The 20,004-nt window shown below is 71.9% G+C and carries 16 protein-coding genes and 1 tRNA gene; 8 read left to right on the top strand and 9 right to left on the bottom strand.

What is annotated here, in order from left to right; all coding sequences use genetic code 11:
* Nucleotides 1-373: 373 nt before the first annotated feature.
* From ACZ5AJ_RS10385 to ACZ5AJ_RS10400, 4 genes are all read right to left on the bottom strand, one after another.
* Nucleotides 374-859 carry a hypothetical protein gene (locus ACZ5AJ_RS10385; RefSeq protein WP_464133902.1) on the bottom strand — a complete coding sequence of 162 codons (486 nt, stop codon included), beginning with the start codon at nucleotides 857-859 and terminating at the stop codon, nucleotides 374-376.
* 394 nt (nucleotides 860-1,253) lie between these two features.
* Nucleotides 1,254-2,882, bottom strand: a complete 1,629-nt coding sequence (gene groL, locus ACZ5AJ_RS10390; RefSeq protein ID WP_464133907.1) for a chaperonin GroEL — start codon at nucleotides 2,880-2,882, stop codon at nucleotides 1,254-1,256.
* Nucleotides 2,883-3,158: 276 nt separating this feature from the next.
* Entirely contained in the window at nucleotides 3,159-3,776 is a 618-nt protein-coding gene (locus ACZ5AJ_RS10395; RefSeq protein WP_464133911.1) for a LytR C-terminal domain-containing protein, read from the bottom strand.
* A gap of 151 nt (nucleotides 3,777-3,927) precedes the next feature.
* Nucleotides 3,928-4,263: a DUF3263 domain-containing protein gene (locus ACZ5AJ_RS10400; protein ID WP_464133915.1), complete on the bottom strand. Its 336-nt coding sequence runs from the start codon at nucleotides 4,261-4,263 to the stop codon at nucleotides 3,928-3,930.
* A gap of 75 nt (nucleotides 4,264-4,338) precedes the next feature.
* Between ACZ5AJ_RS10400 and ACZ5AJ_RS10405 the strand changes: the two genes are divergently transcribed.
* The 3 genes from ACZ5AJ_RS10405 (at nucleotide 4,339) to ACZ5AJ_RS10415 (ending at nucleotide 8,810) form a co-directional block, all read left to right on the top strand.
* Nucleotides 4,339-5,022, top strand: a complete 684-nt coding sequence (locus tag ACZ5AJ_RS10405; RefSeq protein WP_464133920.1) for a uracil-DNA glycosylase — start codon at nucleotides 4,339-4,341, stop codon at nucleotides 5,020-5,022.
* A 107-nt stretch (nucleotides 5,023-5,129) separates the two neighbouring features.
* A complete protein-coding gene (gene treS, locus ACZ5AJ_RS10410; protein ID WP_464133924.1) occupies nucleotides 5,130-6,941 on the top strand; it encodes a maltose alpha-D-glucosyltransferase in 1,812 nt (603 codons plus the stop codon).
* Between the two features lie 162 nt (nucleotides 6,942-7,103).
* Nucleotides 7,104-8,810, top strand: a complete 1,707-nt coding sequence (locus ACZ5AJ_RS10415; protein ID WP_464133927.1) for a variant leucine-rich repeat-containing protein — start codon at nucleotides 7,104-7,106, stop codon at nucleotides 8,808-8,810.
* Between the two features lie 240 nt (nucleotides 8,811-9,050).
* Here ACZ5AJ_RS10415 and ACZ5AJ_RS10420 read toward each other — a convergent pair.
* The 3 genes from ACZ5AJ_RS10420 to ACZ5AJ_RS10430 form a co-directional block, all read right to left on the bottom strand.
* A tRNA-Thr gene (locus ACZ5AJ_RS10420) sits at nucleotides 9,051-9,122 on the bottom strand.
* Nucleotides 9,123-9,174: 52 nt separating this feature from the next.
* On the bottom strand, nucleotides 9,175-9,999 hold the full coding sequence (locus tag ACZ5AJ_RS10425; RefSeq protein ID WP_464133931.1) for a DsbA family protein: 825 nt from the start codon (nucleotides 9,997-9,999) through the stop codon (nucleotides 9,175-9,177).
* A 151-nt stretch (nucleotides 10,000-10,150) separates the two neighbouring features.
* Nucleotides 10,151-12,283: a serine/threonine-protein kinase gene (locus ACZ5AJ_RS10430; protein WP_464133934.1), complete on the bottom strand. Its 2,133-nt coding sequence runs from the start codon at nucleotides 12,281-12,283 to the stop codon at nucleotides 10,151-10,153.
* Nucleotides 12,284-12,405: 122 nt separating this feature from the next.
* Here ACZ5AJ_RS10430 and ACZ5AJ_RS10435 point away from each other — a divergent pair, with 122 nt between their 5' ends.
* The 5 genes from ACZ5AJ_RS10435 (at nucleotide 12,406) to ACZ5AJ_RS10455 (ending at nucleotide 18,699) form a co-directional block, all read left to right on the top strand.
* The gene (locus ACZ5AJ_RS10435; protein ID WP_464133938.1) at nucleotides 12,406-12,633 is read left to right on the top strand and encodes a heavy-metal-associated domain-containing protein; all 228 of its coding nucleotides are present in this window, start codon (nucleotides 12,406-12,408) and stop codon (nucleotides 12,631-12,633) included.
* 112 nt (nucleotides 12,634-12,745) lie between these two features.
* A complete protein-coding gene (locus tag ACZ5AJ_RS10440) occupies nucleotides 12,746-13,420 on the top strand; it encodes an AIM24 family protein (RefSeq protein ID WP_464133941.1) in 675 nt (224 codons plus the stop codon).
* A gap of 107 nt (nucleotides 13,421-13,527) precedes the next feature.
* Nucleotides 13,528-15,858 carry a circularly permuted type 2 ATP-grasp protein gene (locus ACZ5AJ_RS10445; protein WP_464133943.1) on the top strand — a complete coding sequence of 777 codons (2,331 nt, stop codon included), beginning with the start codon at nucleotides 13,528-13,530 and terminating at the stop codon, nucleotides 15,856-15,858.
* Complete coding sequence (locus ACZ5AJ_RS10450) at nucleotides 15,851-16,855, top strand: transglutaminase family protein (protein WP_464133946.1); 1,005 nt, start codon at nucleotides 15,851-15,853, stop codon at nucleotides 16,853-16,855. Before ACZ5AJ_RS10445 ends, ACZ5AJ_RS10450 begins: the two co-directional genes overlap by 8 nt.
* Nucleotides 16,856-17,187: 332 nt before the next feature.
* Nucleotides 17,188-18,699, top strand: a complete 1,512-nt coding sequence (locus tag ACZ5AJ_RS10455) for an FAD-dependent oxidoreductase (protein WP_464133952.1) — start codon at nucleotides 17,188-17,190, stop codon at nucleotides 18,697-18,699.
* 174 nt (nucleotides 18,700-18,873) lie between these two features.
* Here ACZ5AJ_RS10455 and ACZ5AJ_RS10460 read toward each other — a convergent pair whose 3' ends face one another.
* Nucleotides 18,874-19,296 carry an organic hydroperoxide resistance protein gene (locus ACZ5AJ_RS10460; protein WP_464133955.1) on the bottom strand — a complete coding sequence of 141 codons (423 nt, stop codon included), beginning with the start codon at nucleotides 19,294-19,296 and terminating at the stop codon, nucleotides 18,874-18,876.
* Nucleotides 19,293-19,883, bottom strand: coding sequence for a TetR/AcrR family transcriptional regulator (locus ACZ5AJ_RS10465; protein WP_464133958.1), 591 nt, complete (start codon nucleotides 19,881-19,883; stop codon nucleotides 19,293-19,295). Before ACZ5AJ_RS10465 ends, ACZ5AJ_RS10460 begins: the two co-directional genes overlap by 4 nt.
* Between the last annotated feature and the right edge of the window lie 121 nt (nucleotides 19,884-20,004).

Genomic DNA, 20,004 nt, shown 5'->3' on the forward strand with positions numbered 1-20,004 from the left:
GTCCCCCGGCGGGCCGGGGCACGTCATCCGCGGGCGCCGGGCTGTCTGCCTCGGTGCTCGGCCGACGGCCGCTCCTGCATCGGTGGAGCCGTCGCGCACATCGCGGGGACGATGCGCCACAGCGTGCCAGTCAGCTCACGACCGGCTCCCGCCTTGCCGCGCGTTGCCACAGCTTCCGAGCATCAGCGCAGGTGGGAACGATCTTTGACCGGGTGCGCCATGTCACGATCTCACGAGGCACGGGCACCCGGACCCGCAGCACGGCATGCCGCCCATGACGCCCACCTCATCGGCGCCGGCGGGAGCCTTCACGAGGTCGAGTCGAGCAGGCCATCGTGGCTCCGACGTCGCGTTCTGCGCGCGGCGGAAGCCGTCAGTCGGCGCGCCGACGGAGGTGAAGACGGACGACGGTCGGGTCGGCGTCGTCGATGAGGAGCATCAGCTCCTTCGAGGTGCCCTCGACCGAGCGCTTCATCGAGCGCCAGGACTCCGGCACCTCGTCCACGTCGAACGCCTCAGAGACCGCCGGATTCAGCGTGTGCACGTTCTGCGCGACGTTCGCGGAGCCGAAGGACTCCGCGAGCCAGGCCTCCACCTGGTCCGTCGGCACGGAGAAGGTCACCTCCCGCGCCCAGACATAGCCCTCGGGAGCGGCCGGCTCCGTCATCTCGGGGCTCGCATCGCCCGGCAGCTCAGCGACCTGCGCCTCGTCGAGCACGGCGGCGGCATCGGAGGGACCGTCCTCGCTGTCCGTGCGCACTCCGGTGCCTCCGGGGCCGAGCGTCGGCGAGCATCCGGCGACGAGACCTCCCAGGCCGAGTGTCGCCGACGCGAGGAATGCCTTGCGTCCCATGGCCATCGGTACCTCCCTCAGGGGCCGGTCGTGGACTGTGCGGAGGACTGGCCGACGATGATGCACTCCATCCTGCTGGTGGCGCAGAGGTGCTCCTCGCTCTCGGACCGGGTGATGCATCGGTCCCCTGCGGCCCTCAGAGCTTCGGCGTGCGCCCGCAGCTCCTCGGTGCTCGCTCCGCAGAGCATCCTGCCCCCCTGCCCTTCCCCCTGTCGACGCCCCCGTCAACGCCCCGTCAACGCCCCCTCCGACGCCCCCTGTCGAGAGTAGAGCCCGCCGCAGCCCGTCATGATGGGGAGAAGTCCCCATGCCGACCAGCGCACACGCGCGACGGGCCCCGATCCTCCTGAGAGGATCGGGGCCCGTCGTGCGCTCGGGTGGAGCGGCGGTGATCAGAAGATCACATCATGCCGCCCATGCCGCCCATCTCGTCGGCGCCGGCGGGAGCCTTGACGGGCTCGGGCTTGTCGGCGACGACGGCCTCGGTGGTCAGGAACAGGCCCGCGATGGACGCGGCGTTCTGCAGCGCGGAGCGCGTCACCTTGACCGGGTCGAGGACGCCGGCCTCGAGCAGGTTCTCGTACTCGCCGGTGGCGGCGTTCAGGCCCTCGCCCACGGGGAGCGACTTGACCTTCTCGGCCACGACGCCGCCCTCGAGACCGGCGTTGACGGCGATCTGCTTGAGCGGGGCCTCGATGGCGACCTTGACGATCGTCGCACCGGTGACCTCGTCGCCCGCGAGGTCGAGCTTGTCGAAGGTGTCCTTGCCGGCCTGCAGCAGGGCGACGCCGCCACCGGCGACGATGCCCTCCTCCACGGCGGCCTTGGCGTTGCGCACGGCATCCTCGATGCGGTGCTTGCGCTCCTTCAGCTCCACCTCGGTGGCGGCGCCGGCCTTGATGACGGCCACGCCGCCGGCCAGCTTCGCGAGGCGCTCCTGCAGCTTCTCGCGGTCGTAGTCCGAGTCCGAGGACTCGATCTGCGAGCGGATCTGCTTGACGCGGCCGGCGATGCGCTCGGCGTCGCCCGAGCCCTCGACGATGGTGGTCTCGTCCTTGGTGACGACGACCTTGCGCGCCTGGCCCAGCAGCTCGAGGCCCGCGGTCTCCAGCTTGAGGCCGACCTCCTCGGAGATGACCTGGCCGCCGGTCAGGATGGCCATGTCCTCGAGCATCGCCTTGCGGCGGTCACCGAAGCCGGGAGCCTTGACGGCCACGGACTTGAAGGAGCCCTTGAGCTTGTTCACGACCAGGACGGCCAGGGCCTCGCCCTCGACGTCCTCGGCGATGATGGCGAGCGGCTTGCCGGCCTGGATGACCTTCTCCAGCAGCGGCAGCAGGTCCTTGACGGAGGAGACCTTGGAGGAGAGCAGGAGGATGTAGGGATCCTCGAGCACGGCCTCCTGGCGCTCGGCGTCGGTCACGAAGTAGGGCGAGATGAAGCCCTTGTCGAACCGCATGCCCTCGGTGAGCTCCAGCTCGAGGCCCATGGTGTTGGACTCCTCGACCGTGATCACGCCCTCCTTGCCGACCTTGTCGAGGGCCTCGGCGATGAGCTCGCCGATCGCCTGGTCGGCGGCGGAGATCGCGGCGGTGTTCGCGATCTGCTCCTTGGTCTCGATCTCCTTGGCCTGCGCCAGCAGGGTCTCGGAGACGGCGGCGACGGCCTTCTCGATGCCGCGCTTGAGCGCGATCGGGTTGGCGCCCGCGGCGACGTTGCGCAGGCCCTCCTTGACCAGGGCCTGAGCCAGGACGGTGGCGGTGGTGGTGCCGTCGCCCGCGATGTCGTCGGTCTTCTTGGCGACCTCCTTGACGAGCTCGGCACCGATCTTCTCGTACGGGTCGTCGAGCTCGATCTCCTTGGCGATCGAGACGCCGTCGTTGGTGATCGTGGGGGCGCCCCAGGACTTCTCGAGCACGACGTTGCGGCCCTTGGGGCCGAGGGTGACCTTGACGGCGTCGGCGAGCTGGTTCATACCGCGCTCGAGACCGCGCCGGGCCTCCTCGTCGTAGGCAATGAGCTTGGCCATTGTGGAATCTCTCCCGTGTGGTGTGGTGTCCACCCGACCCTGTGCCCGCGACGGACGGCACCGAGCGCCGTGGTCACGTCCCACCGCGCCGGGCACCTCACGGGGCCGGAATGTTCGTGGTCGGCCGGCGGGGATGCCGCCGGACGATCGCTGCACCCTCCCGGCGAGGACCGCGCCCGCAGACGCTGTCACTCTCCATCGGCGAGTGCCAGATCATCATAAGCACTCTCACCCCGAGAGTGCTAACCCCGTTCCCAGGTTCACGCGATCGGCCGCTCAGCCCTCGCCGTCGCCGGAGTCGTCTCCCGCGTCATCGCCCGACGGCGGGTCGGCGACGACGACGATCGTCACGCGCGAGTCGTACTCGTCGCTCTGGTTGGCTCCGTCGGCGCCGACGACCTCGGCGAGCGCCTCGGCGGTCTCGGCGTCGGCGTCATCGCGGTAGAAGACGACCGGCTCCTGCTGGACGGTGTCGGCGGTGGCGACGCCGACCTCGGACCAGCCGTCGTCCTGCAGGTACGTCTGCCAGCTGCCGGCCAGACCGGTGATGCCGGCGCCGTTGACCACGAGCACGGGGACGGACTTGTCGGCCTCCGGCGCGGCCTCCTCGGTGGTCTCCTCCGCGGCCTCCTCGGACTCCGTGCCCTCCTCCGCAGCGGTGGTCTCCTCGGCCGCGGTGGTGGGCTCGTCGGCCCGATCGTCGGAGCCCCCGCCCATGCCCCCGATGACGAACAGCAGCACCAGGAGGGTCACGAAGGCGGCCCCGATGATGACGATGTACACGAGGTTCTGGCGCCAGAACGGCTCCTCGGCGCGATGCGCGCCGTGGAACGTGGCCGCATCGGCCTCGTCGTCGAACCGGTCGGGCGGGTACGGGTACTGGGAATCTGCCACGGGCCCATTAAACCCGGTGAGGCTCCGCCGTGCTGGGAGCACACGCGCCGGAGCCCGCATCGGACCACCGGGCGGTCCGACGATCGGCCGTTCGCCGATCGGCTGTGCGTCGGGCGCCCGTGCGGCGGGCCCCAGCGGCTCGAGGCGCGGCTCAGGCCACGCGGTCGGCCCCGCCGGTCACCGCAGGGCCGTCGGCGCTCACGCGCCGGGCGCGCAGCCGGTTGACGACGGCTGGCGCCTCGCGCAGAGCGCGAGGGTCGTCGAGCAGGGCGTTGAGCCGCACGTAGTAGGCGGTGCGCGACAGGCCGATCTCCTCGCGGATCGCACGCTCCTTGGTGCCGACGTAGCGGAAGGTGCGGCTCTCCAGGGCGAGGATCCGACGATCCCGGTCCGTCAGCCCCGAGGAGCCCGTCACACCCGAGGAGTCTGTCGGGCCTGAGGGGTCCGTCGGACCGGCAGGGGCGTCGGGGGACGTCGGGGAGGGCATGGATCCAGGGTAGGCGCCGACGGGCGGGCGGATCGCCTCGGCGCGCCGGTGCGCGGGTGCTGGGAGACTGTCCCCATGCCCAAGCCTCTCTCCGAGATCATCAGCCCCGACTGGGCCGAGGCCCTCGCTCCCGTCGAGCCGACCATCCACCGCATGGGCGACTTCCTGCGTGCCGAGACCGAGGCCGGCCGCGGCTACCTGCCCGCCGGGGACAAGGTGCTGCGCGCCTTCACGCGCCCCATGTCCGAGGTGAAGGTGCTGATCGTCGGGCAGGACCCGTATCCGACCCCCGGGCACGCGATCGGGCTGTCCTTCGCCGTCGAGGAGCATGTTCGCCCGCTGCCGCGCTCGCTGACGAACATCTACCGCGAGCTGCAGGACGACCTGGGCATCGAGCCCGCACCCCACGGCGACCTCACCGCCTGGCAGGACCAGGGCGTGCTGCTCCTGAACCGGGTGCTCACGGTCTCGCCCGGGGCGCCCGCCTCGCATCGCCGACGAGGCTGGGAGGAGGTGACGGAGCTCGCACTGCGCGCGCTCGTCGCACGCGGGGGTCCGCTGGTGGCGATCCTCTGGGGCCGCGATGCGCAGTCGCTGGTGCCGCTGCTCGGCGAGGTCCCGCACATCGCCAGCGCGCATCCGAGCCCCCTGTCGGCCTCTCGCGGGTTCTTCGGGTCGCGTCCGTTCTCGCGCGCCGACGAGCTCCTCGTCGCCCAGGGTGCGCAACCGGTGGACTGGCGGGTCACCAGGCCCGGCTGATCCCTTCCGGCCCTCCACGGCCCTTCCATGCCCCGCTACTGTGGGCTCTTCGGACGACCGCCCCGCCGGCCGACGACGTCGGCCGCATCTCGCTCGCGGAGGACCACATGCCCCTGAACCCCTCCCAGTTCTCGCCTCAGGGCCCCGGAGTCGACTACGACCCCCACTGGTATCGCCGAGCCGTGTTCTACGAGGTCCTCGTGCGCGCCTTCGCCGATGGCAACGGCGACGGCACCGGTGACTTCACCGGGCTCATCGAGCGTCTGGACTATCTGCAGTGGCTCGGCATCGACTGCCTGTGGCTGCCGCCGTTCTTCGCCTCCCCGCTGCGCGACGGCGGCTACGACATCTCCGACTACGAGGCCGTGCTGCCGGAGTTCGGTTCGCTCACAGATGTCGAGCGGCTGATCTCCGAGGCGCATCGGCGCGGGATCCGGGTGATCATCGATCTGCCGATGAACCACACGAGCGACAAGCATCCCTGGTTCCTCGAGTCCCGCTCGGATCCCGACGGACCCTACGGGGACTTCTACGTCTGGTCGGACACCGACGAGAAGTACTCGGAGGCGCGGATCATCTTCGTGGACACCGAGGAGTCGAACTGGTCCTTCGACCCCGTGCGCCGGCAGTTCTACTGGCATCGGTTCTTCTCCCATCAGCCCGACCTGAACTTCGAGAACCCCGCTGTGCGGCAGGCGATGCTCGACGTCGTCAGGTTCTGGATGGAGAAGGGCATCGACGGCTTCCGCGCCGATGCGATCCCCTACCTCTTCGAGGAGGAGGGGACCGACGGGGAGAACCATCCGCGCACCCACGAGTTCCTCGCGGAGCTGCGCTCCTATGTCGACGAGCACTGGCCCGGCCGCGTGATCATCGCCGAGGCCAACCAGTGGCCCGCCGACGTGGTGGAGTACTTCGGCTCCGACGACGCCCCGGAATGCCACATGTGCTTCCACTTCCCGGTGATGCCCCGGATCTTCTACGCGCTGCGCGAGGGCAGCGCCCGACAGATCGTCGAGATCATGGAGGAGACCCCTGCGATCCCCCGCGGTGCGCAGTGGGGCACGTTCCTGCGCAACCACGACGAGCTGACCCTCGAGATGGTCAGCCCCGAGGACCGTTCGGCGATGCTCGGCTGGTACGCGCCGGACTCGCGGATGCGCGCGAACATCGGCATCCGTCGCCGTCTGGCACCGCTGCTGGACAACTCCCGCTCCGAGCTGGAGCTGATCCATGCGCTGCTGCTGAGCCTGCCCGGATCTCCGTTCCTCTACTACGGCGACGAGATCGGCATGGGCGACAACATCTGGCTCGACGACCGCGACGCCGTGCGCACCCCCATGCAGTGGACTCCCGATCGCAACGCCGGGTTCAGCGAGATCACCGATCCCGGCAAGCTGTACCTCCCGGTGATCCAGAACCTCGTCTACCACTATGCGACCGCGAACGTGGAGGCGCAGATGGCGCACTCCGGATCCCTGCTGCACTTCGTGCGCTGGATGCTCGCGGTGAGGCGCCAGCACGAGGCCTTCGGGATGGGCGACTTCGAGAACGTGCCCACCGACTCCGACAAGGTGCTCGCCTTCACCCGCTCCTACGACGGCGCCGAGCACGGGGAGGAGGCCGACGAGCACGCGGAGACCCTGCTGTGCGTGTTCAACCTCGCACCGCACCCGGTGACCGTGTCGCTGGAGGCGCCGGGCCTCGCGCGGCGCACGGTCCGCGACCTCTTCGGCGGGCACGAGTTCCCCGCCGTCTCCGAGGACGGGTCGATGGGCGTCACGCTGGGCTCCCACGGGTACTACTGGCTGCGGGTGCGTCCGCTGAGCCCCGACGGAGAGCCGATCACCGAGACCACCGCGCTGCCGGTGCTCGCCGGAGACGTCCCGCCGGAGGCCGAGGCCGCCGCCGTCGGATGATCGCCGCCGTCGGGTGATCTGGGCCCCGCATGCCGGGGATCCAGGACACGCTCCCGGGCAGGTGTGGCACTCTCGTTGGTCGGCAGATGGAGCGGGCCGCCCCCATCGCCCGAGAACGGGCTCGATGCGGTGCGCTTCCAGGCAACGGAACGGGAGACCCTTGTGAGCGCAGCACGATCAGCGGCCGAGGAGGCACGGGACCCGGGGACCTCCCCGGAGCGGCTCCTCGATCTCACCAACCGCCACCCTCAGCTGCAGGGACTGATCGTGGCCAACCCGTCGTGCCCGCCCGTCGCGCGCGACTGGATCCTCGCCACCAATCCGTGGGCGAAGAAGCTCTACGAGCAGGGCGCGGACGCGACCGAGGTCGCTGACGCGGTCGACGCCGGCAATGCCGAGCGCGAGCGCACCGGACAGCTGCCCGCGACGGATCCCGACACCGCAGCGGCCGCCGACGAGACCGCGCCCTTCACCCCGATCCTCGACGAGACCGCTCCTTTCGCCCCCGTCGTCGAGGGCACCGCCCCTTCCCCCCAGTCGCAGCCCCAGGGCGAGCAGCAGGAACCGGCGCAGGACAGAGAGCAGGATCAGGTGCAGCAGCACCGGCCGCCGGAGGACGAGGAGGATCCCTCCCAGGACGTGGAGGCCTCCGTCTGGGGCCCCTACCCGGCAGTCTCCGGCTCCGCCGCCCCGAGCTCCGCCGTCTCCGGTCCGGAGAGCTCCGACGCCGGCGCCCCCTCCCCCGCGGCACCGGTCTCCGAGGAGTCGGCCTCCGACGAGTCGGTCTCCGACCCGTCGGCCCCTGAAGCATCGGCGCCCGAGGCACCCGCTCCTGAGGCGCCCGCTCCCGGTCCCCGGGCCGCGGCGTCGCCGAGCAGCGGCGTCCGCCTGGCGTCCGACGACGTGGTCCCGCTCGGCCCCTCGCCGTCGGCCGACGCATCGGCCCCGTCCGGCCCCTCGGCCTCGTCGGCAGCCTCCGGACCGGCCTCGCTGCAGCAGGGATGGACACTGGTCCCGGCGCCGGGCCCCGCGCCGGCCGAGTCCGAGTGGGCTCCCGCTCCCGGACAGTACGACTACGGATCGGCGAACAGCGCCCCGCCGACTCCCGGTGCCTACCCGCTCGCCGCCGCTCCCCAGCCCGGTCCGCCGGGATCCGCGGGCCAGCCGATGCAGCCCGGACCGTCGGCCCAGACCGGCCAGCCGCCCCAGGGCGGGCAGCCGACGCAGGCGATGCCCGTCGCCCCCGCCGTCGGCCGAGGGGACCTGATGGCCGGAGCTCCTGGAGACGACGACGGTGCAGGCAAGGATCACCGGCGCACCTGGATCGCCTGCGGCGGATGCCTGCTGCTCGCACTGATCGTGCTGATCGCAGGGATCTTCGGCGTGAGGGCCTGGATCAGCGGCGACGAGGACGACAGCTACTCGCGCACCACCGAGTCCACGACCTCCCAGGAGGCCGAGGAGTCCCCTTCCGAGGAGCCGACCTCCGAGGAGCCCACGGAGGAGGACCCCGTCTCCCCCGCCCCTGACGGCTCCCTGGACCTCGACGCCGTCCAGTCGCCGACCGGCAACATCCGCTGCTCCCTCGCGGACGGTTCCGTGGGCTGCTCCATCTCCGAGCGGGACTTCTCCGCGGGAGACCAGGAGGACTGCTCCGACGGGCCGTTCTCCATCGCGGTCAGCTCGGGCGAGGCGGCTCCCGCCTGCGGCACCGCCTACGGCTCCGACAGCGCCGAGACCCTCGAGTACGGGTCCAGCACCACGATCGGAGACGTCGCCTGCACGAGCCGCTCCGACGGCATGACCTGCTGGAACATCATGACCGGCAAGGGGTTCTCGGTGAACAGGGACGAGTACACGACCTTCTGAGGCATCCCTCGGCCGGCCCCACGCCTGCACGACGAACCGACCGCGTGAGGCGCCGGCCGCATGCCTCACCATGCTTCACCCCGCATGCCGCGCTGAGCGCCGGCATCGACGACGAAGGCCCCGGTGATCGCTCACCGGGGCCTTCGTCGCGCGAACGATGTCCTGAGACATCCGCGAGACCACGCAGAGAGCCTGAGTCGCGACATCCTCTGTCGAGGATGTCGCGACTCAGGCCAAGAGAGCTGGAGACGGGATTCGAACCCGCAACCACCTGTTTACAAGACAGGTGCGCTACCGTTGCGCCACTCCAGCAGAAGGGACCGGCCGACGACGTCGACCGGTCCCTGAGCGTACCGGATTCCGGTCAGCCCTCGCCGTCGTCGGACGCGCCGCCCGCGTCCGAGGCCACCGAGTCCGCGTCCGCGCCCGCGGCGACAGCCGCCTCGAGGAAGGCGCCCTCGGTGTAGAGGTCCGAGAACTCGGTCCCGTCGATCGTGATGTAGGGGGTGCCGCCGCCGGTCTCGGCGCCGTGCGGGTCCGCGACGTCGTCGACCCAGTCGGAGTAGGTGCCGTCGGTCAGGCACGTCTGCACGGAGTCCGAGGCGCCGGCCTCCTGGGCGTAGCCCCAGATCTCGTCGTCGGTGAGGCCCGCGCTGCCCTCCGCCGGCTGGTTCTCGAACAGCAGCGTGAGGAAGCTCAGCGCATTGTCGGGGCTCTCCTCGTACACGCACACGAGCGCATTGGCGGTGCGGGTGGAGTAGTCGCCGGTCGTCGAGGCGGTGTCCAGGAAGTTGCGCGGAACCAGGTGCAGCGTGATCGCGTCAGCGGCGACGAGGTCCTGGACGTCCTGGCCGTTGGCGGACTCGAACTCGCCGCAGTACGGGCACATGAAGTCCAGCTGCATCTCCACGACGGGCTTGCCGGAGTCCTCGTCAGCCCCGAAGACCAGATACGGCTGATCCTCGGCCACCCCCTCGGGGACGGCGATCGGGCCTGCCGGCCGCGTCGCGAGGTAGATGCCGTAACCGATGCCGCCGGCGACGACAAGGGCGATGATCACGATGATCGAGATGATCACGGCGCGCACCGTGCGCTGACGGCGGAGCTCCGCCTGCCTCTGCTGACGCAGGGCCTCGCGCTGCGCCTCGCGGCGCTCCTGCGCGGACTTCGAAGGACCGGACGCGGCCATGGATGCTCCTCTCGCCGGCATTCGGCGATGGACGACGGGACGGGGCGAGTGTAGCGGTGCGGGATCGACAGAGGCTCCGAGGTGTGACCTGGGCACCGAAGCGCAGCGGGCGCGTCGTCGTCCCCTCGGGCGCGGGCACGTCCTCGCACGGTCAGCGGCGCCAGAAGGCGATGTCCTCCAGGCGCGGGCCGCCGACGAAGGGGAAGTAGTCCACCATCCCCTCCCTCGCGATGAGCGTCGTGCCGACCGCGGCCACCAGCAGGAGCAGCAGACCCAGCAGGATCGCGGTCCATACGCGGTCCGGTGCCGCGGCGTCGACCATGCGATGGGCGCCGTTGCGGGTGGTGCGGCTGCCGACGCCCACCCAGGTGATCAGCAGCGTGATCGCCATCGCGACCGCGAAGGCGATCCCGTCGGGCGGAGCGGCGGGGCTCGTCATCGTCCAGGCGACGTCGATCGCGAGACCCACCAGCAGCCCCAGCACGAGAGGCAGGAGCGCCTGCAGCGCCGTCTCCAGCAGCCCCAGCAGGAACCGGAAGGGAATGGCGAGCCCAGCGCCCCACAGCGGACCGGAACCGGTCGAGCCGCGCAGGCGCGCGGACGCGACGGAGCGCGCCGTTCTCTCCCAGGTGCGGGCCATCGCGCCCAGCAGCAGGAGCACCGTCAGAGCGACGTAGGGCGCCACCCCCGCGAGGGCGACCAGCAGCAGATGGCCGAGCCACACGAGGACAGGACGACGAGGAGGCGGCGCGGGCTGCGGGGGCCATCCCCCCGGCGGCGCCTGCATCCCCTCCGGGCTCGGCCACGGAGCGAGCGGGCCCGCCTGGCCCTGCGCAGTCGGGGCGAACTGGCCCTGCGATGCCGGGGCGAACTGGCGGCCGTCGCCGGGAGCTCCCGGCCCCGCGGCATAGCCCTGACCCGCCATGGGCTGGTCCTGCACCCCCCGCCGCACGGGACGCCCGCCCGACATGGGCTGCGCCGCAGCCGGCGCGGCGGTCCCAGGACCCGGGATGTCCTCACGGATCGGGGGCATGCGCAGCGTGGGGGGCCCGACCATCGGGATCGCCTCGGTGGGGGCGCCCTGGGGGGTCGGCGGCGGCGCGTCGACCGCGGGGAGACCCTGCGTCGCCCCGCCGCCCAGGGTCGGGAGGACCTGGGTGGCGTCCGCGTCGTCGGACCGGGCGGATCCGGTCCGGGCCGCAGGCAGGGCCTCCGTCGGCGCGCCTCCCCGCAGGGCCTCCGTCGGCGCCCCCGCGGACAGCGCCTCGGTCGCGGGACCGGAGTCGTCGGCGGAGCTCGCGGACCGGCTCGATGCGTCGCCTTCGGCCGCGCCGCCTCCGGGGAGCGCGATGGTGCGTCCGCGGGCGTCGAGCGCCTCCGTCGGCCCCGGATCGTCGTAGCGGGCGAGGTCGAGCTCGGCGAGCTCGGCGAGCATGCTCTGGGGATCGGGGCGCGCCGCAGGATCGGCGGTCAGCGCCGCGCGCAGCCAGGCGGCCAGCTCGGTCGGCGCTCCGTCGACGTCGATCTCCCCGCGCTCCGCGCGCAGGAGCACCAGGTCCGCACGGCCCGTGCCGAACGGCTCGCGGCCGGTCGCGGCGAAGGCCAGCAGCGCCGACAGCGCCCACCAGTCCCCCGCCTCTCCCGTGCTGTTGGTGCTGATCACCTCGGGGTCCAGATAGGCGGCAGTGCCCATGACCAGTCCCGTGGAGGTCAGTCGGGACTCCTCGGCAGCGATCGCGATGCCGAAGTCGATGATCACGGGATCGAGCCGGTCTCCGTCGGGATCGAAGGAGATCAGGTCCTCCTCCTGCGCATCCCGCAGCAGCACGTTGGAGGGCTTGAGGTCGCGGTGGATCACACCGGCGCCGTGGATCCGCCGGAGCGCCTCCCCGAGCACCAGCCCGATCTCGCGCACCGCTTCGGGGTGCAGCCCGCCGTGATCGCGCACGGCGTCCTCGAGGGTCGGGCCGGGGATGAACTCGGTGACGACGAAGGCGTCGGCCGAGTCGAGCTCGGCGTCGACGATCCGCACGATGTTCTCGCTGCGCACGAGCTTCTGCGCGGCGACCTCGCGCGCGAGCCTCTCCCGGGCGCGCGGGTCGTCGGCGATCTCGTGGCGCAGCAGCTTGATGGCGACGTCATGGCCGTCGGCGTCGAGCGCGCGGTAGACGATCCCCATCCCGCCGGCGCCGATGCGCTCGCGCACCTCATAGCCGGACTCCTCGGCGAGCGCGACGAGCCGCGGGTCGCGTCGGCCGGTGCGGGGGCGTCGAGCGTGATCCATGATCGCCATGCTACGAGGGCCGGTGTGGAGGATTCGTGGTGACACCCCTGGCTATATACCCTCCGGGGGTATACGATGCGAGGGTCCGCGGCACCGCCGCACCCATCGAGCGAGGAGAGTCCATGAGCACCACCACCTTCGGCGTCACCGGCCTGACCTGCGGCCACTGCGTGAGCGCGGTGACCGCGGAGGTCTCGGCCCTCGACGGCGTCAGCGACGTCCGCGTGGACCTGGTCTCCGGTGGAGTCTCCACCCTCAGCGTCACCGCCGAAGGTGGGGTCGCCGCCGAGGCCGTCGCCGCCGCGGTCGACGAGGCGGGCGACTACCGCCTGGCCGACCTCCCCGCCTGACCCGCGCTCCCTCCGGAGCGCACTGGGCCCAGGTCCTCCCCCTGTGGGACGATGCCCCCGGCGCCGCGCAGGCGCCGGGGGACCGTCCCCAGGGGAAGAGAGGACCGAGACCATGCGCTCGAACCTGTTCGATGCCGCCAACCAGGAGCGGCAGACCAACGACCGGTGGACGCTGCAGTCCAACAAGATGCTGCGCGCGGGCCTGTTCCCGCAGGCGCCGGAGATCATCTCCGCCCAGGGGGCGATGGTGGCCTACCAGGGCCAGATGGACTTCTCGTACCAGGGATCCGGCGGCGGCATGAAGCTGCTGAAGAAGATGGCCACCGGCGAGGGCGGCAACCTCATGCGGGTGAAGGGCCACGGGGAGGTGTTCTTCGCCCATCAGAACCATGAGATCTTCCTGATCCAGCTCGAGAACGACGCGCTCACGCTGAACACGAGGTCGCTGCTGGCCTTCGACAGCTCGATCCAGTGGGACATCCGCTCCCTCGGGGGCGCGGGCTTCATGGCCGGCGGTCTGTTCAACCTGTTCCTGCAGGGCCAGGGCATGGTCGCGGTGACCTCCGACGGACCGCCGATGCTGCTCGACTGCTCGCAGCAGCCCACCTATGTGGACCCGCAGGCGGCGGTGTGCTGGTCGGCGAACCTCCAGCCGCAGATCAAGAACGACTTCAAGATGGGCTCGCTCATCGGCCGCGGCTCAGGCGAGTCCTTCCAGCTGGCCTTCCACGGCCCCGGCTTCGTGGTGGTGCAGCCCTCCGAGGGCACCCCGGCGGTCCAGGCCTGAGGTCCGACATCACTCCGGCGCTCGCCGCTCTCCCCGCACCCCTGCAGGGGGAGCTGAGCGCGCTCGGTCCTCAGGGTCTCCGGCGCGCGTCGTCGGCCGCGGCCGAGATGGTCGCGGCCGACGTCTCCGTGCGCTCCCCGCGCATCGACCCGATTCCCGTGCTGCTCGACGCCGCCCTCTGGGAGGAGCTGTCCGCGGGCCTCGAGCAGCGCGCACGCCTGCTGGACGCCCTCCACGCCGACCTCTACGGTCCGCGCACGGTGCTCTCCTCCGGCATCGCGCCGACGGCATCGCTCCTCGCGGACCCCGCCTACCTGCGCTCCGTGATCGGCATCCCGTCCCGCGCTCCGCATCGGCTGTTCGCCCTGACCTGCGTCCTCGAGCTGTCGGCCGACGGAGCCTGGTGCGTGCTCGAGGACCGGGCCGACATCCCGGCGGGGGCCGGCTCGGCGCTCGAGATCCGCCGCGCCCTCTCCCGCAGCGCCCCCTCGCTCTACGGCTCGACGCCCCTGCTCCGGCTGCACCCCTTCTTCGACGGAGTCCGCGCGATGCTGCATCGCCGCGCCCGCCTCGGGGGGAGGCTCGGCCGGGCGGCTCTGCTGTCCGACGACGCCGATGCCCAGAGCGCCTTCGACCAGCACCGTCTGGCGAACCTGCTCGGGGTGCCGGTCGTCGCCGCCGGGGACCTCGTGGTCACCGAGGGCGGTCTCCTGCTGCGCCGCGCCGGCGGCGAGCCCCGCCGTTCCTCAGCCGACGGGAGCTCCCCGGGATCGGTCGGCGATCCGGTCGATCTGCTCATCCGCATGGTCCCCTCGGCACGGCTCGATCCGCTGGACACGGGGCAGGGCATGGGGCCGACGGACAGCGGTGTCACCGGCCTCGTGGAGGCCGCCCGCTGCGGGGACGTCGAGATCCTCAACCCCCTGGGATCCGGCCTGCTCGAGAGCCCTGCGCTGCGCGACGCCCTGCCGGATCTGTGCCGGCTCCTGCTGCACGAGGACCTTCGCCTGCGCTCTGCGCCGTCGGCGGGGTCCGCCGCGCTCTGGCCGAGCCTCGACCCTGACGGCGGCGAGCGCCTCGTCCCACGACCCGCGCGCCTGCAGATGCTGGTGGTCGCGGGATCCGACGGCTTCGAGGTCCTGCCCGGCGGCCTCGCCCGCACCGCCGATCACCTGCCCGAGGCGATCAAGGATGTGTGGGTGGGTCCCGGGGCGGTCGCTGACGGCGACCGCCCCCGACTCACCGGTTCCACCGATTCCACCGATGCCTCTGATGCCACCGACCGGGAGCATGAGGCGGGCGCCGCAGAGGACAGGGGCGCCGCAGAGGACAGGGGCGCCGCGGAGGGCGAGGGAACCGCCGGGGATCTGCTCCGCGCCGCTCCCGAGATCACCGTCTCGCTGGGATCGGACCTCTTCTGGTTCGGCCGCTACCTCGAGCGCGTCGACGCGACCGCACGGATCCTGCGCACGATGCTCGATGCGGCCAACGATCTGGGCGTCGAGCACGGCCCCGCGCCCCGCACCGCGCTCGCGGTGCTGCTGCGCGCGGTCACCGACGTCACCTCGACCTCGCCCGGCTTCCACGAGGTCGATCTGCACGACCCCGCGGCAGTGCGGACGGAGCTGAGGAGCCTGCTGACCGACGTCGGCCGACCGGGGTCCCTCGCGCAGTCGACGGCCGCGCTCGTGCGCACCGCCCGCCCGCTGCGGGACCTGATCTCCGACAGCCTCTGGCCGACGATCTCGCGCCTGCATTCCCGCGTGCGGTCACTCGGCGGCACCGACCTCCCGCTGGAGACGGAGCTCAGCACGATCATCGGCAGCTGCCTGACCCTCTCCGGGGCGATCGCCGACTCCATGCCGCGGGCGCTGGGCTGGGACCTGCTGGAGTGCGGTCGAAGGATCGAGCGCTCCTCGAGCCTGCTCACGCTCCTGGGCGCCTGCCTCGGGCGACGCCGCAGCCCGCAGGCCGAGGAGCGGATCGTGGGAGCTATCGCATCCATCACCGAGTCCGGCGCGAGCTACCGCCGCGCCTACCGCACCGGCCTGCGGCCCGAGCCGCTGCTGGGGCTGCTGCTGGCCGACACCGCGCTCCCCCGGTCCATCGCCTTCCAGATCGACCGGCTGGGGAGCGCCGTCGCACGACTGCCGGAGGACGGCACCGCCCTCGAGGCCGCCGACGTGCCCGGCTCCGATGCGACGGCCCGCTCCGCTCCTCCGCTCGGCCCGTCGCTCGAGGTGCGCGCGGAGCTCGAGCGGCTGCGCGACCGCGTCGGCACCTGGGCTCCCCCGGACCTCCTCGCCCCCGACACGGGAAGGCTGGTCGAGGAGACGGGTGCGGCCCTGGACTCCCTGCGCCGCCTGGCCGCCGCGATCGAGGACAGCTGCTTCCGCAGCGCCGATCCCATCCGGGCCTGGGGGAGGGACGATGTCTGAGGGGACGACCCATGAGGCGGCGATGCCCCTCATCCCGCTGCACTCCGAGCGGACAGGTGCAGCATCCACGCGGGAGGCGCGGGAGACGCCGACCGTCCGCTACCGGGTCCGCCATCTGACCCGCTATCGCTATGCGAGCACGGTCTCCCGCAACGACGGTCGCGCGCACGTGTCGCCTCGACCGACGGAGCATCAGAGGGTGCTCTCCCATGAGGTGAGCGTGGACCCGCATCCGGTCCGACTGAGCTCGCACACGGACTTCTACGGCAACTCCTCGACCTACTTCCTGGTCGACGGGCCCCATGACCAGCTCGAGGTCCGCTCGAAGGCCCGGGTCTCCGTCGCCGAGCGCCGCTACCCGCTGGAGTCGATGTCCCGCCCCTGGGAGCGGGGTCTGCCCGGCGCGTGGGGACCGCTGATGCCCTCGGAGAGCATCGACTTCACCCATCCCTCACCGCGGCTGCCGGCACCGGACGCCGCCGCGGAGATCGCCGCCGAGGTGTTCCGGCCCGGCCGTGCGATCGGCGAGTGCCTGGCGGCGCTGACCGCGCTGATCCACACCGACTTCGCCTACGATCCGGCCGCGACGACGGTCTCCTCCACCCTCGAGGAGGTCCTCGCGGTGCGGCGGGGGGTCTGCCAGGACTTCGCGCACGTCGGCATCGCCGCGGTCCGCGCCGCCGGGCTCGCCGCCCGCTACGTCTCGGGCTATCTGCGCACCGCCCCGTCGGCCGACGGCGAGCTCGTGACCGAGCCGGCCGGTGAGATGGTGGGATCCGCCGCCTCCCATGCGTGGCTCGCGGTGCTGGTGCCCGGCTCCGGCTGGGTCGGGATCGACCCCACCAACTGCACCTTCGTCGATCAGCGCTTCGTGACCACGGCCTGGGGGCGCGACTACTCGGACGTGCCCCCGCTGACAGGGATCGTCGTCGGCCCGCCCGGCGCAGGCAGCTCCCCCGAGGTCGCCGTCGAGGTCGTGCCCGATCCGGAGGACTGATCCGCGGGCCCCGGAGGCCCGGGCGGACGGAATCCCGGATGCTGGACGAGCCCGCGCTCCCCGTGAGGCTCACCTCTCCTCCCTCCCCATCCGACCCCCGCCGGTGGGATGATCGGGGGTGCCCCGGCACGGCGCCGTGACCTCGCACATCGCTGCCGTGACACGCGAGGACGAGCGGCGACCTGCATGTTCGCGATCGTTCACAGAGCATTGCGATCGTCGTTTACGCGTATATGGTGGTGCGGAATTCACCGTGCCCCGCTGCACGGCCCCGCAGCCGCTCAGCCGCACATCCGACCAGGCGTCATCAGGCGCCGAGAGACCGAGGTGAGATGACCTCCTCCCAGCCCTTCCGCCTTGCCGTCATCGGCGCGGGCCCCGCCGGCGTGTACGCCGCCGAGACCCTCCTGCGCTCCGCTCCCGTGAAGTCCGGCGAGCTCGAGGTGAAGATCGACCTGTTCGATCGCTTCCCCGCGCCCTTCGGCCTGATCCGCTACGGCGTCGCACCCGACCATCCTCGCATCAAGGGCATCATCACCGCCCTGCAGCGCATCCTCGGGCGCGGCGACATCCGCTTCCTGGGCGACGTCGAGTTCGGCACCGATCTGACCGCCGAGGAGATCTCCGACCACTACGACGCCGTGATCTACGCGACCGGCGCCCTCAAGGACGCCGATCTCGACATCCCCGGCATCGAGCTCGAGGGATCCCACGGCGCCGCCGACTTCGTCGCCTGGTACGACGGCAACCCGGACTACCCCCGCACCTGGGAGCTGGATGCCGAGCACCTCGCGGTGATCGGCAACGGCAACGTCGCCCTCGACGTGGCCCGCGTCCTCGCCAAGACGGCCGACGAGCTCCTGCTCACCGAGATCCCCGAGAACGTCTACGCCGGTCTCAAGGCTGCGAAGACCACCGATGTGCACGTCTTCGGCCGCCGCGGCCCTGCGCAGACGAAGTTCTCCCCACTCGAGGCGCGCGAGCTCGCCCACCCCAAGGGCGTGCAGGTCGTCATGGACCCCCGGGATCTCGAGCAGATCACCGAGGCCGAGTGGGAGGCCATCCGCGCCGACAAGCGCACCGACCAGATCGTCCAGACCTTCGAGGGCTGGGCGGAGGAGCAGAAGCGCCGCGAGGCCGCCGGCGAGGAGCCGACGGACGCCCACGGCAACCCCGTCGTGCGCCGCCTGCACCTGCACTTCTGGCACCGTCCGGTCGAGGTCCTCGGCGAGGACGGCAAGGTCACCGGCATGCGGTTCGAGCGCACCCGCCTGGACGCCGAGGGCAACCTCGAGGGCACCGGCGAGTTCGTCGACTACGAGCTGGGCGCGGTCTACCGGGCGGTCGGCTACCACGGCTCCGAGCTGCCGGGAGTGCCCTACGACGCGCGCCGCGGCGTGATCACCAACGAGGCCGGCCGCGTCATCGAGGCCGACGGCACCGTCCGTCGCGGCTCCTACGCCAACGGCTGGATCAAGCGCGGCCCGATCGGCCTGATCGGCGCCACCAAGTCCGACGCCCTGGAGACCATCACCTCCCTGCTCGAGGACATCGACGCCGGCGTGCTCGAGTCCGCCCCGATCCGCGAGGACGACGCGATCCTGCGCCTGTTCGACGCCAAGGGTGTGGAGTACACGACCTGGGATGGCTGGGTCGCCCTGGACGACCACGAGAAGTCGCTCGGCGCCGCCGCCCTGGACGCCGACGGCAACCCGCGCGCCCGCGTCAAGGTGGTCGAGCGCGAGGAGATGGTCCGCGTGTCCCGCGAGGGGATGCGCGCCCTCGCTGAGGCCGAGGCCGCCGCCGAGGAGGCCGACGCCGCCGAGGAGCCCTCCCGAGCCTGACGCATGGCCCGCCCTCCGGGCCGTCCACCGCACGACGAGCGCCCTTCGTCTCCGGCAACACTGGAGACGAGGGGCGCTCGTCGTCGTTCCTGCCCGATGCTCCTGCCCGATCCGGTGGATCGGACCTGATCGGCCCTGCTCGATCCGGCGGACGCGAAGCGTCCGGAGGGAGGGTCAGTCGTCGGAGACCGACACCGTGACGGGGATGTTCCCGCGGGTCGCGTTCGAGTACGGGCACACCTGGTGCGCGGCGTCCGCGAGCGACTGCGCCGTCTCGTGATCGACCTCGGGGATGACGACCTCGAGGTCGACGGCGAGCGAGAAGCCGCCCGAGTCCTCGGAGCCGATCGTCACACGGGCACCGACGCTCGAGCCGTCGATAGCGACCTTCCGCTGGCGCGCCACGAGCTGCAGCGCGGAGTGGAAGCAGGCGGAGTATCCCGCGGCGAAGAGCTGCTCGGGGTTGGCCCCGCCGCCGCTGCCGCCCATGGCGACCGGGACGGCGAGATCGAAGGCGAGATCGGACTCGGAGACGTCGACGTGACCGTCACGGCCCGCGCCGGTGGCGAGCGCCTCGGTGCTGTACAGGGGCTTCATGGGGTGTCCTTCCGATCGAGATGGGAGAGGGCGGCGTCGAGGGCGGCGAGCGCCGCCCCGGTATCCACCCGCGTCATGACCAGCGCGCTGACGAGCAGCGCGGCACAGGTCTCGACGAGCCGCTCGCGCTCCGCGGGCGGCTGCTGGGGGTCCCGGGCCTCGGCGCCGCGGGCGAACGCGGCGCCGAGCTCGGCACGATAGGCGCGCACGACCTCGGCCACGCCGCTGTCCCGGGCGAGCCCGGAGCAGGCGGAGTTCACCAGCAGGCACCCGTCAGGCAGGGTGCGGCCGCTCGGATCCGCGAACAGCTCGCGGGCCGCGCGGAAGTAGTCCGCGAGCGCGTCGGGCCGGACAGGATCGGAGCGCAGAGGGGCGAGGCCGGGCCTCACGACGTCCTCGAGGTAGTCCTCGACGGCGAGATCGAACAGCTCCCGCTTCGAGCCGAAGCCGTGGTAGAGGCTGCTGGCATTCAGCCCGGTGGCCTCCTGGAGCATCGCCATGGAGGCGCCGTCATAGCCTTCGCGCCAGAACAGGTCGCGTGCGGCGCGCACGACCTGGGCCCGATCGTAGGCAGGACGTCGTCCCATGTCCGGATCCTCCTCGCCCGCACGGACGGGGTGCCCGCGCGACGAGCCCATCATACTGGAACGTCCACTTCAATAAAACCCCCGAGGTTCCGCGAGACCCCCGGCGCTCGATGGGCCCCGG

Source organism: Brachybacterium zhongshanense, from assembly GCF_055385755.1.

Coding starts and splice junctions, on each gene's coding strand:
- ACZ5AJ_RS10385 (WP_464133902.1), bottom strand. CDS start 859: ATGGCCATGGGACGCAAGGCATTCCTCGCGTCGGCGACACTCGGCCTG.
- groL (WP_464133907.1), bottom strand. CDS start 2,882: ATGGCCAAGCTCATTGCCTACGACGAGGAGGCCCGGCGCGGTCTCGAG.
- ACZ5AJ_RS10400 (WP_464133915.1), bottom strand. CDS start 4,263: ATGCCCTCCCCGACGTCCCCCGACGCCCCTGCCGGTCCGACGGACCCC.
- ACZ5AJ_RS10405 (WP_464133920.1), top strand. CDS start 4,339: ATGCCCAAGCCTCTCTCCGAGATCATCAGCCCCGACTGGGCCGAGGCC.
- treS (WP_464133924.1), top strand. CDS start 5,130: ATGCCCCTGAACCCCTCCCAGTTCTCGCCTCAGGGCCCCGGAGTCGAC.
- ACZ5AJ_RS10425 (WP_464133931.1), bottom strand. CDS start 9,999: ATGGCCGCGTCCGGTCCTTCGAAGTCCGCGCAGGAGCGCCGCGAGGCG.
- ACZ5AJ_RS10430 (WP_464133934.1), bottom strand. CDS start 12,283: ATGGATCACGCTCGACGCCCCCGCACCGGCCGACGCGACCCGCGGCTC.
- ACZ5AJ_RS10435 (WP_464133938.1), top strand. CDS start 12,406: ATGAGCACCACCACCTTCGGCGTCACCGGCCTGACCTGCGGCCACTGC.
- ACZ5AJ_RS10440 (WP_464133941.1), top strand. CDS start 12,746: ATGCGCTCGAACCTGTTCGATGCCGCCAACCAGGAGCGGCAGACCAAC.
- ACZ5AJ_RS10445 (WP_464133943.1), top strand. CDS start 13,528: ATGGTCGCGGCCGACGTCTCCGTGCGCTCCCCGCGCATCGACCCGATT.
- ACZ5AJ_RS10450 (WP_464133946.1), top strand. CDS start 15,851: ATGTCTGAGGGGACGACCCATGAGGCGGCGATGCCCCTCATCCCGCTG.
- ACZ5AJ_RS10455 (WP_464133952.1), top strand. CDS start 17,188: ATGACCTCCTCCCAGCCCTTCCGCCTTGCCGTCATCGGCGCGGGCCCC.
- ACZ5AJ_RS10460 (WP_464133955.1), bottom strand. CDS start 19,296: ATGAAGCCCCTGTACAGCACCGAGGCGCTCGCCACCGGCGCGGGCCGT.
- ACZ5AJ_RS10465 (WP_464133958.1), bottom strand. CDS start 19,883: ATGGGACGACGTCCTGCCTACGATCGGGCCCAGGTCGTGCGCGCCGCA.